The following is an 18,199-nucleotide window of genomic DNA, read 5'->3' as shown; positions in this document are numbered from 1 at the left end:
AAACCGGCGATCTCCAACCGCAGGCGTTGTAGGGTGGCGTCGAATGCTTCAGGCGGCATGCCATAGCCCTCCAGATCCAGCTCCGGAATGGCGGTCAGCGCCTGGTCAAACGCTACCTGCTCGGCGTAATGCGGGTAATCCGGGGTGAGGAAGCGTGCTTTCAGGTACAGATAAGTCGGCGTGTAGGTTTCACCGTATTTGTAATACTCAAAACGCTGGTTGACCAGGCTGATTTTGATGCGTTCCAACAGGCGCGGCAGTGGCGACTCCTCAAATTCGTCGTATTTCATCAGCGACAATTTGCCGGATTCAGCATGGATTTTTAGCAAATCCGCCGAGGTCACATCACCGAAGATGAAGGTCGCGCAGCCGATGTAGACACGGAGCATGGGAGGCAATGACGCAACCTGCGAGGTGTGGAAGGTCAGGGAACCTTCTTCATCCAAATAGCCATAGCCTTGCGCGGCGGTCTGCTGACATAGGTCGCGGATCAGGGCAGGATTGCCAGCCGAGAACAACAGGCGTTCGCCTTCATCCAGGGCGTGTTTGTAATTCTGGAAGAAGGCTTTCACGTCTCGCTTGAGGCTTTCCGGCAAATGGCTGTAGATGCGTTGCTGGTCAAAACGGCGCATGGCGAAGTAAACCATCAAGTCTTCACGGCGGCTGTCGAATGCTTGTTTCAGGATGGCGTCGCCATGGTGGCGTTGCAAGAAACTCAGGGCGCGTCGCCAAGTGCCGAACAGTTCTGTAATTGCTGCAACGTCGGAGAATTCATCCTCCTGCGGCGGTCTGCCCAGTTCCAGCCAGTGTAGCCACAGGGCTTCCAACAACTCGGCGTGCTGTCCGTAGAAAGCGCGTTCCTTGTCCGCCTTGGTGACTCTGCCAGCTTTTGGTGCTCTGGGTACTTTGGGTAGCTGGCTGATCAGGCGGTTGGCGGTGGCGCGGTTACGGTAGCGGCGTTCCAGAAATGCCTGTTCTGCATCCTTGTCCTTGAACACGAAAAACACGCCGGGGCCGACGGCTACCGGGTCTTCGTCCAGCACATGGCGCAGGTATTCGCGGAATTCTTCCTGTGAGTAATAGCGTTGGAAGGTGTTGCGGCTGGTGAGCACGCCGTCGCGGAACAAACGCCCACGTTCGGGGGATTGTTCACCGAGCATGACCGCCGCGCAGAGGAATTGGGTGCAGAGTTGGTATGCGCCCAGAACGGCTTCCATGCGTTCGGTTTTGTCTTCGATCACGTTGATGACGAAGCCGAGGTTGACTATATCGGCGCTGTGTTTGGGGTTGTCGGGGCAGAAATGCGGGTCCCAGCCGTGGGCGGTGATGGCGTTCTTTTGCAGAATTTCCACATCGCTGCCTTTGCCACAGCCGTAGTCAAAGAGGGTGTGTTTGCCTTCCAGAAAGTCATGCTTTGCCAGTAATTGCATGGGTTTGGAGAGGGCGTAGCGGGTCAAGGCGGTGCGGTGGCGGTCAACGCTTCGTTGTGCCTTATCAGAGGGTATGAGCTGATGACCATCCAGTTCATAACCATGTTCATGAATGAGCGCATTCCAGGCCAACCGAAAACCGATGCCACGGGGATTTGCAAATAATCCAAGCCGTTCAGCCATTTCGGTTAAGGCTTGATATTCTGGAACGCGAGGGTGAGTGGCTGGAAGGAACAATTCCTTACGATGCAAAATAGGAGGATTGCCAGACCCAGCATAACTACGTCCTTTTACTGACTGCGCTGCCAAATCGACTGTCCAGGCGAGACTAAGCGCTGGAAACGGGTCATCAAAAAAATCCGGGTAATATAATAGCGACACCGAATTCTCAGTTTGGGCAAATTTGATGATATTAAAGTCTTTTCCGGCTTTGACACCGGCAAGCGCCGCCGCTTCCGCAATTCGATGCTGAACAACAAGGGGCTGTAAAGTAGTCAGTAAATAATGCCAATAGACATTGAAGCCAACCCGCTTACCTATCAATTCACTGCCTGTATCTTCGGCATCAGGCATCCTGCTGTTCCATCAGGCGCTGCGAAAGTAGCAGGGCTAATTTACGCTGGGCTTTCACAGGCAGTCGCTCAATACGTGCAATAATTTCATCCATACTCATTTGATCAAGATGAGCGGTCAACTGTGTTTCAAGAGGCTGCAATACTGATAGCTCATCGGGTTTGGCGTCCTGCGGTGGATTTCGCAATGACTTTAACCATCGCTCAGTTTCAGGCTGGGACAAAGCCGTAAGGTTTTGCAATGCCAGGAACTCTGCAAGCCAAGCCTTCACTTGTTTGCTGCACGTGTCCTCTTCAAGTTCCTTGCGGCGCTGGCTGACTAAGTGGAGTATCTCCGTGACTTTTTCCTGATCCTTTTGCGCCAAATAACCAGGTGCGGCCTGAAGCTCCCTTTCAAGGTTGGCACAACGGTTTCTATCCAGACCGGAAACTTGTGATCGCAATTCTAACCGGGGGGCAAGCCAATCTGCTGAACGTTTGCGCGCAGCCTCCATGCGTTCGGCGGCAAGAGCCAGATACAGCACCGACATTTCCCAGGCAGGGTCGATTTCTTGTTCTTGCAGATAATTATTGAATTCTGCCAATTGCCCTTGAACCTGGTGTTGCAACAATTCTTCCAAGCGTTCAACACCAACATCCTGGCATTCCCAGGCAGACACATCGGCGCGGACACGTTCCAGTTGCGCGTTCAGGTCTTGCACTTCCTGTGCGTCCGGTGTTCCCACAAAGATGTTCTGCAAACGCTTTACCCGCACCAGTGTTTCTTCCAGTTCAGCCTGAGTGGCGATGGATTGTGTAAAAATTTTCCCCAATGCTTCTGTGTGTCGGCGTACTGCCTCCCGCAGCCGAACTTGGCGTTGTTGGATTGCTGTCACCCGCGAATTGATTTCATCCTGTTTCAGCACGGGATAGGTTTGGCGGATGCCTTCAACCAAGGCATCACCCGTCGCTATTTCATCACGTAGGGTGCGTACTGGCGTTGAGTCGGTTGGTTCTGGTTGGAGAGGATAATCATTGCTCCGATCAAGGATAACCCGATGTTTTTCCCGTTCTTCGATTTGGGCAACACTCTCCCGTGACAAATTTTCGAGTTTTTGGGATTCGGTTGTAAAACCCAAATTTTTAAGGCTGGCCACCGCTTTTTCCATGCGTTGATTGTATTCACTGACCTGCACAATGCTGTTGCAGCCTTGTCGGGGAATCCAAGCGGCAATCCGTTGGGCAACAAATTCTTTCACTAAAGCCAGCAGCTTTTGATTGTCCTCATGCATTTGGGCTGGCCAACAATCTTGTTCCGCAAAAACAGCCTGTTGCCTTAGCAACAGGGAGCCAACCTTTAGCAAGTGCCCCACATTATCCTGGCGTTCAGCGTGTTCAATGTCCCGTTCCCAAAGATCCAGCTTTTTCTGTGCATCATGTATTTGTTCCTGCACCTTGTTTGCCCGATCGAGCAGGACACGGTAAAGCCCTTCCATGGATTCTGGCAGAGGTTCAATCTTACGGGTTTTCTCAACCTCATCAGTAAGATGAATGATAGCCTCATATTGCTGCTCTGCTTCCCATTGGTTCAACAATTGACGCCACCGGCCTGCCGCATCCGCAGACAGGAAACGAACTGCGCTTTTTCCGAGCGTCGCTTGGTCAAGGAAGTGCCTGCCTTTTTGGGCAGGAAACGCATCCGTCAACCAATCCCCCGCCGCCACCATCTGATGGTCGTATTCAATCCTGCGTGGTGGTGTTTCCAACCCCAGAAGCAAACCGAGCAACAAACCGGCAGAAGCAGCATTCATGCCATAGGGTGGGGCAAGCAACATTTGGTATGACTGCAATAATGTTTGTCCGGGATTGCCCTGATGGAGCTTCAGCAAATGCTCGTATGCCACCTTGGCCTGCGGGGTTGTGGGTTCCGCCAGTTGGCCGGATGTCCGCAAGCTCCCCCAACTTTGGGCAAGCAGCGTCATTACCCGGTTTTGCATCCGTTTGGGCTGCGCCTGTATCCACGCCCCATTCACCTGCCGGGAAACCAGGCTGCGGGTCAGTTGGGCGCAATCCGCAGCTCCTGCACCGACTGAACTCGCAAATCCATCGAAAGGGAACGGTACTGTTTGCGGGTAGACTGCCTCAAATACCGCTTCACCCACATGCTTTAAACGGCCTGCGGGAATACTGGAAAATCCTGCCATCCAGAACAAACGCTGCTTGATGACATCCTGGACAAGTTCTTTAAGCGCCCGTTCGCTACGGTCTTTTTCTTCAGGGACAAAACGGCGGAAGCGTTCCCTGTCCACTTCAGTAATTTTTTCATCAAACAAATAGAGCCGCCCGATATGCTCCGCCAGACTGGCCGAAGCATCATTCAAGCCGATGACCCAAACCGGAGCATTACTGGCGGTGGCGTTATTCAGCTCCTTTTGCAGGACGGCATGTACCTTGGCATCCAGCACACTGACATCTTCGTTAGGCTGAATGTACAGATAAATGACATTGCCTTTCGGGTCTGTTGGCAGGGATGCTTTTTTCCAGTCTTGGAAAGCGCCTGCCACGACTTTCCCTATATTCTGGCTGTGGGCAAGGTGTGGCTTAAAGTGCCAGTCGGGTGTGGAAATTTGTTTGTGTTGTGCAAAATCGGGAACAGAAAGGAGCGTTTCCAGACCCATGTCCAATGCACCCCGCCGCATGAACAAGTCGCGGATAACATCACCATTGAGCTTGGCCTGCTGTTGCCGTAACCATTGCTGGAATTGCCCGCGTGTCGAAGCATCCGCAATCAGCTCGTATTGCCCCAGATCGCGGTTCCATTCGATGACCCCCAATTCCTGGCTTAAGCCAGCCAAGGCACGGTCAAGCTGTTGCAATGGGAGCGCACACGTCTCGGCCAACAATCGGTTCATATGCTCCTGATCCAGCCTGCCAACCCGCATCCTTTCCAGAATGGCCACGCCCGCCAATGCCAAACGCTGGTCAGCCGTCAGGTGTGCCTGGAACTTTTCCAGCAGCAATTGCAGGGTTTCCGCCACTACGCCGCCGGTTTCACGCTCTGCGGCAATCATTTCCGGCAACATGCTTTGCAGCACCAACTCAGCAGCGCTGACTTGCCGCAAGCGCCCGGCTGTCACAACCTCTTCAGGCGCAATGCGCTCAACCATTTCCTTAATGAAGGTCAACGCCGAACGGGACTGCACAACATCCCGTTGACGGGTCAGGAACCACGTTGCCAATGGGTGCAAAGGCCAGCAGCCTTGCGCAATCACGCGGGAGAATTTTTCCGGGTCTGTCCAGACGGGAAAGCGCCCATAGCCGGGCAAGGCATGATTCATTAACTGCCTGGCCGCCTCATTATTGCGTTGAGCGGACGTATCCTGCCAGACCCCATCCAACGCCGCCTGTTTCTTGCCGATCATGTGCGCGAACAAGGTTTCCAGGTTGGTGGAGAGATACCATTTCTGGGCTGAATCAAACCGGGTGATATAACGCTGCAATTGCCGCAAATCAGCACTGCCAAAACGTTTCAGGTAGGCTTTCAGTTCATATTGGATAAAACCAACAAAGCGAATCTTGTTGCTGTTGTCTTGCACGCCCTGGAAAACTTGTTGCAACGCCGCATCCCCAGCCAGCAAAGGCTTCTCCGCCGCATATTCCAGATAACGCCCAAATTCATCGAACATGATCACGACATTGGAAAAAGCGCCTTCAGGGCCGCAGTACACTTCACACAAGGTATTCAGCAATTCTTGGGCGGACTCCTGTCCGACAACGGGTATATGTGACCCATTGGTTTCGCTATACAGCTCATCTACGGCAGCGTAAACATCTTCGTCATTGTTGCGCAAATGGGCGCAAATGGATTCTGCGCCCATTCCCGGCAAGCGCTCCGCAAAGCGGCTGGCACGGAAGCCATAGTTACGCTCAACAAACTGTTCAGCGAGTTGGAAACGGGGCGATAACGCCAGAACAGCGCCGGTGTCGGCACCATGCTGTTGTAACTGGGCGAGGGTTGCTTGTGTAAGGGCATTGCCAAGATGAAAACCTGACATGCCATCCAGCGTGATGACTAATGCCGGACGCTCCAAAGCATCAACGGCTTGCCGGACTTTCAGGCCAAGCCCTTCATCTGCCTTGCTGATATTGGCAATGACCGACTGGGCAGTTGCGGAAGTGGGTTCAGCCAGCAAGGTTGAGCAGGTCAACGCAAGGTGAGATTTACCGGAACCGTAGCCTGCGACCACTAACCAATAGGGGTTGTGTTCTTCACCACGCAAACCGCCCTGTATGGAGCCAAGCAGTTCATGCACGAAACTGGCGCTGTCTTTAAGGCGGTAGCCACCTGCGATCCCATCTGTTTCGGCATCAGCAGCGCCATGATAACGGGGGCCATGAAACACAAAGGCGTTGGCAGCCTGCTTCGCCTGTTCCGGCCGCTCAGTTACCCACCGTAGCTGCACTGCGCCTTCAAAAAAGTTTTCGCTATGAAAACTAACCAAATCCCCAATTTTCATATCCCTGCCCCTGTTCAACCTGTTTAAATAAGTTCGCTGTAGATATTGCCCACGACTTGCGCTGTCGTCCCCAAGCGCAACAGCATTGCCGTTCCCGTATACCGATCCAGTTGTATCAAACCCTTGTCAACCATCCATTCCAACCAACGGTTGATTGCCACATTATCCCAGCCCATTAGCACGAAACAGCGGCTTTCCCCTGCCAATCGATCCAGCCCTATCTGATTTTCACCCTCAAATAACTCATCCCAAATCAGATAAAGATAAGCAGCATAGACCGGGTAATAGCTCCTATCAGATGGAGCGGAACAACGCCCAAACAAAGCATCATCCCCGCTGCCTTGCTGGCGTAAGGCGGTGATCATCCCCAAGCAGCTTTCTTCCAGATAAGTCCGGATCGCCACGCCAGCCAGTGATTTCGTGTAGGTTTTCTCACCATACCGTTCAATCAGGCAATTCAGGAAGTCCTGTTGGCTAAAGTTTGTACCAAGCCGGACATGACTTTCTGCAAACAACGTAAACCAAACATCGGCTACGCCTGTTGGTGGGGAGGCCAAGTCCAGGCGGCGACACAACAGCAAATGCAGTAACCAAAGTGTATGCAGTTCACCAAGATAACGGTCTTCCTGAAACACCACCCGCCCCAATGCAGTCAAACCCAGCCGCCATTCCCCTGAATCCCGATTTGCAGTCACCAAACCCATGCCTTGGCAGTAATAAATCATCGGCTCAACTTTGCCCGTGCTCTCTCCGGTGGGAATGCCCGTTTGTTCGCCAATGGCAGTCTTCTCACCTCGCCCATCTTCAGCAGCAAATGCCAGGAGCTTTGCCAGCAAACGCCGCTCTGGCAAGAAAGTTTGCGGGAAATTCAGCGGTAAGGATTTGCGTTCCACCATGTGTATCTTGTTCCTCATCCGCCTAAATTGCGCTGTTCCAGTGCCGTCACCGATACCCGCACCGCCATCGTCCGCAACGTGCCATTGCTCGTCAACACCGGCCCCAATGAATAGCATTCCCCTTTGCCCAGCTTGGAAAGCCGTTCTGCCCACTCTGCTTCCGAACCATTACGCGAGGTCACGCTGAGTATCTTGGCGAATGACTTGATTTCCGTATCGGCTGGTTTAAAAAACAGCTTATGCCCGGCCTGGAACAAACGGTCACGCTGTTCTTGGTCAAAATTGCTGGTGGTTTGTGTGGCAAGCATTAACGACAAGCCAAACTTGCGGCCTTCCCGCAGCATCTTGTCGATAGGGGAATCGTTGCCATGGTTCAAGTTCTGGATTTCATCCAGCACTACGGGCAGCGGGCGGTTTTTGCTGCCTGTATTGCAGGCATAATCATACAAATCCCACAAGGCAAACTCGGTCACAATTCGGTAAGTGTCACGTGAAAGCCCTTTTAATTGCAGCACATTTACCCATTGGCCAACAGAACCAAAGATGCCATCCCAGGCTGTGTTATCACTATTCCGGAAGGGTTGGGAGCGCACGAAAGGTTCCAGTTTGTTTGCCAGTGTTTCCCCGGTTGTGCCTTCATCCCGCAGCATTGGCAACAGGTCATCCAATGTGAATGTTTGCCCACTGCCGATGCCTGCATCCAGTACACGGGTTAAGGTTGCCGCTTGCTGGTCACCCATATTGAACACAGAAGTAAAAATACTGGTAATGCGGGACGCCACATCAAATGAACTTTCCTCCATCGCAGGCATATCCGGGTCAATCACCTGCATTTGCCGCCGGAACGGGTTTAAAGGAAGCTTATCAATTCGCACATAGTGATTTTGGGGTTGCGTAATCTCTGCAAACCGTTTTTCCACCTGATTTGGCAAGAAGCCATCCGTGTAATCAATAATCGCGGAATGCAAATGTTGGGCGGCCATTTCCGCCAATAAGCACTGGATGCCATATGTCTTGCCAGAACCAGATGAGCCGAACAACAACAAATGGCGATTGGCCAAACTTGGGTGTCCGTAATACCAATAGACCGGCTCACCATTCGCCACATTTGTGCCAATCAACAGTTTCTCCGGCACACTCGGCAATATCCTGTCTGATGGCGCGGTTTCAATAAACGATGGCTCAGGCATTGCTGCTGGGGCAACAATTTGTTCAATGGGAGCAGGCACAGGCTGTGACCCGGTAACTGCCCCAACTGCCATTTCTGCTACAGGAACTACAGGGTCGGATATGGGGGAAATGCCCATGTTAACTGGTGCAACAATGGGCGCTTGTTCTGGTTCCACCACCAGCGGAGGTAATGGCTGCTCCGGTTTGCTTTCAGAGGCTGGCGACATACGAATCGCCTCGCCTTTGGCGACGATATTCTTCTCGCCAGCATGATCAAACAACCCCAACAACCCCTTGTATCCCATGATCCAGTGGTTAAACACAAAGCCTGCGGGCCGGTAAAATGGCGGGGTGAGCGCATAAGCGGGTAACGGGTGCTCTTTCAAAACCAGTTCCGGGTCTGGGGTATCAGTCCAGAATGTGAAAATGGCGCTTTGCCAAGCGATTTCATAATAGCCTTCCGTCACTTTTTCCAAGGCTGAATTGAGTTTCTTGTACCCCTCATCCGGAAGGGAGACAACCGTGCGAGAAGTCAATGCCCGTTGCAATTGCGCCCACCAATAACGCCGGTCGAAAGAGGGCCGTTGGATATCCTGGTGGAAAGGCACAAACAATTGGGTTAAGTGGTTTAAGCCTTCCTGTACCTGTTCAAGCGCCTTTTCCACATGACGCTCGGATTGTTTCGCCAGTTTGCATTCAATTACGGTTGCTTCAATCAGTGGCGTGCCTTTATCGCGCAGGGTCAATGAAAGCTGGAGCAAATCCGGACGCATGGCCGTGCCACTACCAGTAAACCAATGTGAAAAAGCGTCTATCGGCAACAGTTGCGTCATGACGGCTTGTTGCGGCGTCGCCAACATCCGGCGAATTGCAGCGAAGCCGACCACCTCGCGGATTTTTTCCCCCTTGCCAACAACCGCCCGCAATGATGATAGGCCGATAATTTCTTCAGCTTCTTGCACAATTTTACTGGCAGTTTCATCTGGCGTTTGCCCATTCTGGATCGGCAACAAGGCGTTTAAATGCTTTTTCACCAATGCTGCCAAGTGTGCCAGCGTATCTTGTTCGGTGGAGATGGAAAGGTTCAGCTCACCATAAGCCCCCAATCCTGAGGTGAAACCCACGATTTTGCGTTGGCTGCCATTATCACGCCTGCCCAACAAGCGCTTGTCGATGAATGGGTCAACACATGCCACCCATTGGGCTTTTTGGTGCAAGGCTTCCACAGTCTTTTGCCAAGGCTCATAGTTGACTGAGCCAAACATCAAATGTTCAAAGCCCGGGTCTCCCGGATGGCGTAGGCGGGCAGACAAATCAGCGTGCCGCGTTTGAATACATAGGCGGCGATTGCTCAATAGGCTCTGCCGTTTTAAATCATCGCCTTGCTTGATTGGCCGGGGGTGTTCACTAATAGGGAACCTGCTTAACGTTTCCGCGTTGGATGTGTCAAAGGCAAAAGGTTCGGCTGCTTCCACATCCGCGATCATGTCCTCGCCAAGGAAACGGAACAGGAAAGCGATGTCATACAAACGCTCTTCTTTGCTGAGCAATGCAATAATATCTTCACGCCTGGGGGCAAAACGATGCCCCACTGACAAATTCAGCCGCCGCCCTTTTTCGCGGAACTTCTCCACCATGTCATCACGCCACAAGGTGAGTTTTTTCTCGACAGAAATCGGTGACGACGAGGTTGAGTACACCATTAGCTCACAGAAAAAAGCAGGTTGATTAAAACCGGTTTTTTCTTCCAGATATTGGCGCAAGAACAGATCCAGCCCTGACAAGATCAGCGGGACATTCTCCACATGCACGGCAATAACACGCACTCCATCCGCCGCAAAGGCGTAGAGACTTTGGTAGTCTTTCAATACCTTGGTAATGATTTTACCGTCTTCGGAAGCGTGTTTGACTTCACTCAAGCCGTCTTCATTATCATCGTCTTCACGCAATAAAGTTTGGACGGCAAGGCTTTTTTCACCGCAAGGTTGCTCCCCCAAATAATGCAGCAAGTTAAAGCTTTTGATCTTGGCGGACAGCTTGAGTGTATCGTCCACCACCAGCCCAGCCACAGGACGTTGGATCGTGGCCAGATTGACCAGCCGCTCAAAAGCCTGTTTGGCTTTAGGGGCTTTGATGTCTTGCTCGCGGACATATTCCGCAATGACTTCATCAAAATGGTTACGCAAGAAAATTTCACGCGCCCATGTCAGTTCCAATACTGCGGGCGAAGTTCCCAAAACAACTGCGGAGCGTATATGGGAGTCATTCGCTTGCACTGTAGGGTCTAGCAACAAAAAGGCTTTATAAAACCGCCGCAAGAGTTCAGCGCTACCTTGCTTGCTTTTATCCAGAACACTGGTGGCCAACTCAGTATAAGCTTTCTCAAGTTGCGGGTAATGTACATTGGTTGCATGGTAGTAACCGTGCGTGACATAAGCCGTCAGCCAGGTACGGTAAACTAATGACAAAGCCTGCGCCTGTTCGTTTAACGTTGTATCCAAGCATTGCGGGTCATTCCGCTTCAACCCCGCCATCAGGTCAATGATTTTTACCATGCCTAATGCGTTATTGATAAGGCGATGGGCTTCCTCTTCATCGGCGGCAAAATACAGCGCGGTCATTTCCTCGGTTCCGAGCTGTAAAGCGGGCAGAATAAACGGGGATAAGCGCTCGGCTTGCCAGTTTTCCCCAATCGACTTGGCGCATTGGAAACGCACCCGTTCGGCATGGGTTGCTTCCAATGCCCATTCATAGCGGCAGGCATACTCAACCCCATCCTCGCCTTCATGATTCAAAAGGCTGACCTTGAAGCGTAAATGGGGGCGTTTGCGGCTGACACGGTACTCGTCTGGCTCCAGATTGCACACCACTTTGATCTGGCGTTCCCATTGCCTGGAGGGAAGGGCGGCTTGTTCTTCATCCACCGGCAGATGCAGATCGAGCTGCTGCAACAATTCTGCAAGGCCACCGAGACATCCTTGCAATAGCTCTTTCGCCAAACCGATGCCAGCAATGCCATTGTCAGAATCCGTTTCCAAATCATGGTTAAACTGTTCAGCGACTACATGAATTTCAGAAACATCATCTGTCCATGCCCCACCTTCATCTTTACTAGCCTTTGCAAACATCAGGATAGTTTCCCAAATCGCTTGCAAAAAGGCTTCCATGCTGGAGCCACGCAGGCGGATGTTTTTCTCACGAACAACTTTTTTATTTTTTTCACGGCCTTTTAAGCGCTTAACCAGCGTCACAACATCGGTATGCAACAGGCGCTCTCTCGCTTGGGCATCGCCGCTGAAAATAAAGCTTTCCAACGTGGCGCTATAATCTTGGGGGTCTGCATAAGCGGAGACATCGCCAAATGTCTGTGGTGGCGTAAAGTCTGTTTCCTGAAGCAATTTCTCGACTTTCTTCCAGGCTTTGTCCTGGTCACTTTTGCTTTTTAGCTTTTGGTGGGAAATAAACGCATCGGCTGATTTGATCAGGTCTTTGGTTTCCCTCGTTTTCCTGACCTGTTCGGTGGACAGGTGCAGCGGGGGAATCCCCCAGAATGGCAAATGCTCGTAGAAGGAGGCCAATACTTCATCCAGGTTATCGACAAACTTGTTTGTGGGGATAATCTCTGTTTCCAGGAATTCCGCCAGCCTGAGCAGACGGCGTGGCTTGATGCTGAATAGCTCCTGCAAGGCATTTTCAAAGCGCATAACATCTGGCTCAGGGGGATCAATGAGCCCCACTTTACGTGACAAACGTATTAACCACGGCTGGTAGCTTTGCCCCATATGGCTCCAGATACGCGACTCGTCAACCAGATGGAAGTCCGCCAAACCACCCTGATCCGAGGTGTGGTTCAGGCCAATCAACACCACGACCAAGCTGTCCTTGTCGGCGGGCTTGGTGAGGTTGCGGTACCACGTCAGGCGGTCATCTTCATCAATCCAACGCAAATGCAGGGTTTCATCGATGACCTCAACGCCCCCTAGGTTTTGCATTTTCTGGATCAGGTTTTCGCGCGATTCGCCGGGGTGCTTCAACCAAGCATCCCACAAGCCTTTGGCCACTTTGAAATGGCATTCCACGTGCGACTCCTGTGCGACTTGCAAACGGTGTTCTTCCAACTGGCGCAACAATGCGAAAGTGTTGTCCGGCGAAAGACTTTCGACGACAAAGCGGGCTTCTTTTGTGCCGCCTTGGGTTTGCTGGATGCGCTTCCATTCCTGGATCAGGTAAGCCGCTAAATCTTCAACAAACAGGTTCATGCGTTGTGCTCCAAAATTAACATGACTCAATCAGTTGCTGAGTCAATTGCAGAAAGTAGTCTGTTGACCAGATATTCAGTACCTTGGCGTCAGGTATGAATTTCACGACATCCTGCTTGGCATCATTAAAATCGACCGACTGGATACGTTGCTGCAAAAGCGTATGTAGCTCCGCCTTGGAAACCGCATCTTGACGGATTGCACCGCTTTCATAAGCACGTCTGGCGAAATGCTCCAGATTCGGCGTCACCCCATGGCGTACATACCATTCAAAATCGAACCAGTCGCGCCCCTTGACGCGGTTTTTCCACTGGCGGAACAGCAGCGCATGGAACTCTTCAAGCACGGCTTTGAAATACGGTTGCAGGGAAAAATCTGCATTCGGCTGCAATAGCGAAAAATCCAGATCCTCCGAAAAACGCGGCAAACCATGAAAAATCCGCAGGCAAGTGCCGCCATAAAAGGCTGCTTGCTCAAAGAACCATGCACGGTTAAGGCCCGCCAACGTGATCTCCTGCATCACTTCGCGGAGCGTTTGCTCCTGTTGCCCTACCGGACTCGAAGGGTGGCGGCCCAGCATTTGTTCCAGCACTGTCATTGCCATTGCTTGATAGCCTCATGCAGGTGTTTTAACAGCTCAGGCTTGTGCCCGGATTGCTGGTAGGCGGCAATCACTGCCAAATCCATTTGGCTGGCTTCATCCGCGTCAAAACGCATGTCGTCCAGCAAAAACTGCTGCATGGATTTGGCCGAATGCACCCGCAGGTTGCGCGTCAGCACCAAGCGGTCACACAAGGCTTTGGCAGGAGTCGCCAGCAGGCAATAACCACCGCCGGTCACAGCCACCGATTGCATACCGAGCGGGTACAAAGCATCAGGCAAATGTTGGTAGGAAAAGCGCCCCAACCCGGTTTCCAGCGTTTGGCTACGGCGGGTGGTCACGGAGGTCACTTCCACCACGGTTTCCGGGATCAGCCCGTAATGCCACAAGGCGTAGTCCAGCGACACACAGGAGGGGCCATACAGCAGGTTGGCCACCAGCAGACGCTCCACCGGTTTACCGCTCACGTCGGGGGATACCACATACATCCCACGTTTCACAGGCAACAGCACTCCCTCATCCAGCCAGCGGGAGATTTTGTTGTTGGGGGTCTTGTAGCCGTTGAGCACCGACAGCACGGTTTGGTGCATAAGCGGAATATTGCCAAAAGACCTAAGCTGTAACTCGGCGTTTTGCATGACTTTTCCGTTGAAAATGACAGGTTGGTTTCATTGAATCAAACCAACCATGCATAATCAACGCAACCTCCTCTATTCTGTTCATAAGGTTTAGCTGGTTTGCCCTTCGCCCGGATTCATGACCATTGACACGGCATCCGACAATTCCACCAGGAAGCCGCCTTGCTTGAGGGCTTCTTCCACCCACGCGCTGCTGGAAGCAACAGCGTAGGTGTCGCTATCTTCTTCCTTGCCGATCCATTGCAGGGCGACTTTCAACTGGTCACCACCAATGGCAATGCCATAATGGGCAAAAATGCGCTGGTAGAACTGGTTCAGGCGGATGCGTTCACCAGGGCGGATCAATGCCGCAACCAAAAAGCGTAACAAGCCTTGATGCAGGACAAAGCGCGCTCCCTGGCCTTGGCGTGGAATGACTAAGCCAATCTCTTTTGCAAGTTTTTTAAATATGTCATATCCATGTTTAGTTGCTTCTTTATAATCCTTAGGATTAGGCAGTACTTCATGGCGCAATACACGATAAAGTACATTATCTATTTTTCTGAATGACTCTTGTGCTATCTTTCTAAGAGAGTCATTAGCAGGCGCACCTTCACTTGCAGCAACCCAAACATAATTTCCAGCAAACCCATCTGTAAATGATTCAACACTATCAAGTCGACTTGCTTGAAAACAATGAGTACGTAAAACCTGCATGCAACATAATGTTTTTAGCAAATCTAACTTTTCCATGCTTCCTAAGTCAGATGTACATAAATTTTCAATTTCAATAGCAAATAATAATGCCTCAACCCTAGTTGAGGTAGGAACCCAGCCTAATGTTGCAGGACTCGAATCAATGTCATATCCATTTAAAGTATTATCAACAAAATCTACTATATAATTTAAAGAACCAGTCCCGTTAAACAACAAAGCAGATAAGCCATTTTCAATGTTTTTTTGAATGTTTTTTGAGAGCGGCTTAAGGTGATAATAATGAATGTCTTCCTGTAAATTTTTTAGATCTTCATGATTGATATTGTCAAATAAATTGACTAGTTGTAAAAAAATAGATTCTCCACCTCTTGCCATAAAGTTATGTCGGTCATGAACAAAATAATTCGTTATTTCACTTTGATTATTTCCAAAATTCCATTCCAAATCTTTATTTTTAGCGCCACTTTTTCCTGTATGGAGCCAATCTACTTCTCGCGATAAGAGGCTAGTAGATGCAGGTAAGAAACAGTGTGTAACCCATGTCCGATTATTTGAAACACCAACAAAACCATTAAACAAGCTTTGCAAGAGTTGAATAGCCTCTTTCTTATGGCTGACATCACCATCAATTTTATCAGAAAGTCTAATTAATGAATCTATATAAGCCTTGTAATGTGCTGGATGGCGGGTTTCCAATTTTGAATTGGAGAAAAATGAAAAAAGCTTCAACGCTACTTTGTTTTCAGGATAATAACGTGGTTCGGCCTTATCCAAATCAAATTCAAACATTCCTCGATAAATGATTTCATCATCACCAAGCACGCTCCTCGATTTTGGAGATGAGAAAACCAAAAGAAACTCAGCCAAATATTCAACAGGCGTCTGATCTTTATAAAATCGTTTTCCATATAAATATATGGCAGGATTCTCATTGGCACTGCTTTTTCCTCCCGATAAGCTATCAGGAAAGCGCTGAAATACTAATTGCTTATTATTCATGATAAAGCTCCCCAATCCTTATACAAATTCCAACGTGTTTTTACTTTTATCGATGTAAAAATGACTAGTTTTAACAGTGCCATCAACTTCAGCACTAAGCACGATAAATTCGTCATTATTTGTCGTTTCGTGCTCTGAAATTTTTAATAGTTTGGAGCGGAACCATTCCAGTTGCGCCAAATGAATGGGCACAAGCTGATTGCCAATACTGCCAATACTGCATGTTTGGATGTAGTCTAACAATGGCAGGCTCAACATTAGCTTGGCGTCACGGTAACGTAAAAATGGCAATTGTTGGTGTATGTCGTAGCCCACGGAAAAATCATTGGTATTGAAGCTGGCAATGACCATTTGTGCGGGTTGCACGACTGCCTTATCTGGTCGGCGCAACGTCAGATAGAGGCGATTATTGGAATCTTTGAACTGCCCGGCATTGAATCCTGAGTAAACCTCCAATAGCACGTCCAGAATATTGTTCTTGAATGCCCGCTGTTCTGATGATGACAAATCTAATTCCCCCTTGCGTTGCCAACGGTCAAACTGGCGCAGTTTGGGGGCTTGCAAAAAGTTATCCAGGAACGACTCGAAGCCCGTTTGCTCATGTTGGCTTACGGGTCGCCCGTAAAGGTACGCCATGCGCCGTAATGCAAAGCGCCAGCGTATTCCTGTCGCCTCGCGGGAATAATTCCGCCAGCGTTTGGCGACTGGAGTCAAGGCAGGTGGCAGATCAATCCAGGAGGTGTCATCATTGGCAATCAGTTTGCGCTCGAAATCCACCGCAAATGGGCTACCAAACTCCAAACGGTGGATCAGTTCAATGGCTTTTAAAGTCCCTGCCTTTTTATTCACTTCACCATTCTTGTAGCCAAAAAAGCTTTCGCTGAACAAGATGTTTTCCAGCCCGACATTCACCTCGCCGTTACTGGCTTGGGTGTCATAGGCAGAGGTACGGGCTTGGGTGCAATCCAATCCGCCAGTTACCGAATAAGCCAGATGGGCGACAATCTGGCGTAAGGTCAGGCGCTGTTCATAAGCTGTAAGCCGTTGATAAACCCAACGTACCCGGTCAGTAATATCCTGTTGCCGCAAGGCTTGGCGATTTTTGCGCAATGGGCAACTATCCTCCACATCACACCCTTGGCATTTTGACCAGCCGGAGTGCGACAGCATTTTCTCCAATACTTGTGCACCCAAGTCCACGTTGTTCAGGCGCGTCATATTGAGAATCACCAGGGGTTTGCTGACCTCAGGGAGTTGCAGGGTATGCGTCGGCAAATTTGTTTTCTGGTAAGGGGTGTCCAGCTTTTTCAGGACTTCATTTTCAATCCAACCACTATCAGCACCGTTGTGATATTCCCGGACGTAACCGGACAAACTGTCCAGCAACGGCCCAGTGTTGCTAATGATTAACCAGCTCCCCGGTTTGTCAAAAGCACTATCTAGCCAGCTTACCCGTTCTTTTGCCCCCAATTCACTCATGTCTTTGACAATGGAAATCTTCCGGTCACCAGATCGTACCTCCTCCAACTCCTTCAATTTGTGCTGAAGTGGCTGTTTGGGTACGTAACCGTTCAAATGCTTAAAGACATCCAGGGCGACCGTGGACTTGCCGTCGCCAGCATGGCCAGTCAAGACAATGACCTTTTCCTCACCAGAGGTCAGAGCCTCCTTAACGGTTTCGACTAGTGGGAATGCAACATATAACTCATCGAAATAAGGGTTCAATGCTTGTGACTCCGCCAAGGCATTTGAACCATCGGCAGAGAGGTTATGCAAAGAATTCAAGTAGCTGATGTAAGCATTTTGTTGGTCTTTATTTTTTGACCTGAACGTCGCAATCATATCAAGCAAATTCAAATTACCGTCATTAACACGGTTATCTTGTTTTGCCTCCGCTGGCATTGGTAATTCTTCTATAGTCCCCATATCTTGCTTCACTCCATACAATATATCGTGCGCCCTTGTATGGCCTGCGTCCGGTAGCCCTACCGCAGCACGCAGCCCCTGATGTTTTTCTGGTGGAAAATAACGTCCCAGTAGTAAACTCACTATATCTAGGAGTAAATATTTATTTTCCGATAAAGTATCATATATTTCTTTTGTAAAACCAGCCCTAATACTGAAATTTATCAATTCGCTTTTAATTAAATGCCCGACAGATGTTCTTTTTAAAGTTGAACTTCCTTCTACTTCCCATATGCCATCATTTTCAAGCTTTCCAAATGGATAATGTGTATTGTTGTATTCAGAGCCAGCCGGATAAAAAGCATCAAACAATGTCGTCAATTCTTTATCGGCTTCATTATAAGAAATGAGTCGCTCTCTGTTGTTCCAACAAAAACCTAAATAAGACAGCAACAATAAAGGCTTGTGAAGAAAATATTCTCCATTCTCTTTATAAACTGATATATTAGAAAATTGATCAAAGATACTCTTCATATG

Annotated in this window: 8 protein-coding genes; all 8 read right to left on the bottom strand. The window is 50.0% G+C overall.

The window, feature by feature from the left end:
• The coding region (locus VSS37_RS21430; protein WP_324698570.1) for a DNA phosphorothioation-associated putative methyltransferase at window positions 1–1,613 on the bottom strand (1,613 nt) is incomplete at its 3' end.
• Between the two features lie 382 nt (window positions 1,614–1,995).
• Window positions 1,996–6,498: a coiled-coil domain-containing protein gene (locus tag VSS37_RS21425; protein ID WP_324698569.1), complete on the bottom strand. Its 4,503-nt coding sequence runs from the start codon at window positions 6,496–6,498 to the stop codon at window positions 1,996–1,998.
• Window positions 6,499–6,521: 23 nt separating this feature from the next.
• Window positions 6,522–7,394: a DUF4007 family protein gene (locus tag VSS37_RS21420; RefSeq protein WP_324698567.1), complete on the bottom strand. Its 873-nt coding sequence runs from the start codon at window positions 7,392–7,394 to the stop codon at window positions 6,522–6,524.
• A 14-nt stretch (window positions 7,395–7,408) separates the two neighbouring features.
• On the bottom strand, window positions 7,409–12,823 hold the full coding sequence (locus tag VSS37_RS21415; protein ID WP_324698565.1) for an ATP-binding protein: 5,415 nt from the start codon (window positions 12,821–12,823) through the stop codon (window positions 7,409–7,411).
• Window positions 12,824–12,839: 16 nt separating this feature from the next.
• Window positions 12,840–13,427, bottom strand: a complete 588-nt coding sequence (locus VSS37_RS21410) for a nucleotidyl transferase AbiEii/AbiGii toxin family protein (RefSeq protein ID WP_324698563.1) — start codon at window positions 13,425–13,427, stop codon at window positions 12,840–12,842.
• Window positions 13,418–14,062 carry a type IV toxin-antitoxin system AbiEi family antitoxin domain-containing protein gene (locus tag VSS37_RS21405; protein ID WP_324698561.1) on the bottom strand — a complete coding sequence of 215 codons (645 nt, stop codon included), beginning with the start codon at window positions 14,060–14,062 and terminating at the stop codon, window positions 13,418–13,420. Before VSS37_RS21405 ends, VSS37_RS21410 begins: the two co-directional genes overlap by 10 nt.
• 90 nt (window positions 14,063–14,152) lie before the next feature.
• Window positions 14,153–15,757 carry a hypothetical protein gene (locus VSS37_RS21400; RefSeq protein WP_324698559.1) on the bottom strand — a complete coding sequence of 535 codons (1,605 nt, stop codon included), beginning with the start codon at window positions 15,755–15,757 and terminating at the stop codon, window positions 14,153–14,155.
• Between the two features lie 18 nt (window positions 15,758–15,775).
• Entirely contained in the window at window positions 15,776–18,196 is a 2,421-nt protein-coding gene (locus VSS37_RS21395; RefSeq protein WP_324698557.1) for a phosphorothioated DNA-binding restriction endonuclease family protein, read from the bottom strand.
• Window positions 18,197–18,199: the final 3 nt, after the last annotated feature.

It is taken from the genome of Candidatus Thiothrix phosphatis (assembly GCF_035668035.1).
In the GTDB taxonomy this organism is placed as follows: Bacteria; Pseudomonadota; Gammaproteobacteria; order Thiotrichales; family Thiotrichaceae; genus Thiothrix; species Thiothrix phosphatis.
The sequence above is the reverse complement of the archived record's forward strand: the minus strand, read 5'-3'. Positions and strand labels throughout refer to the sequence as shown.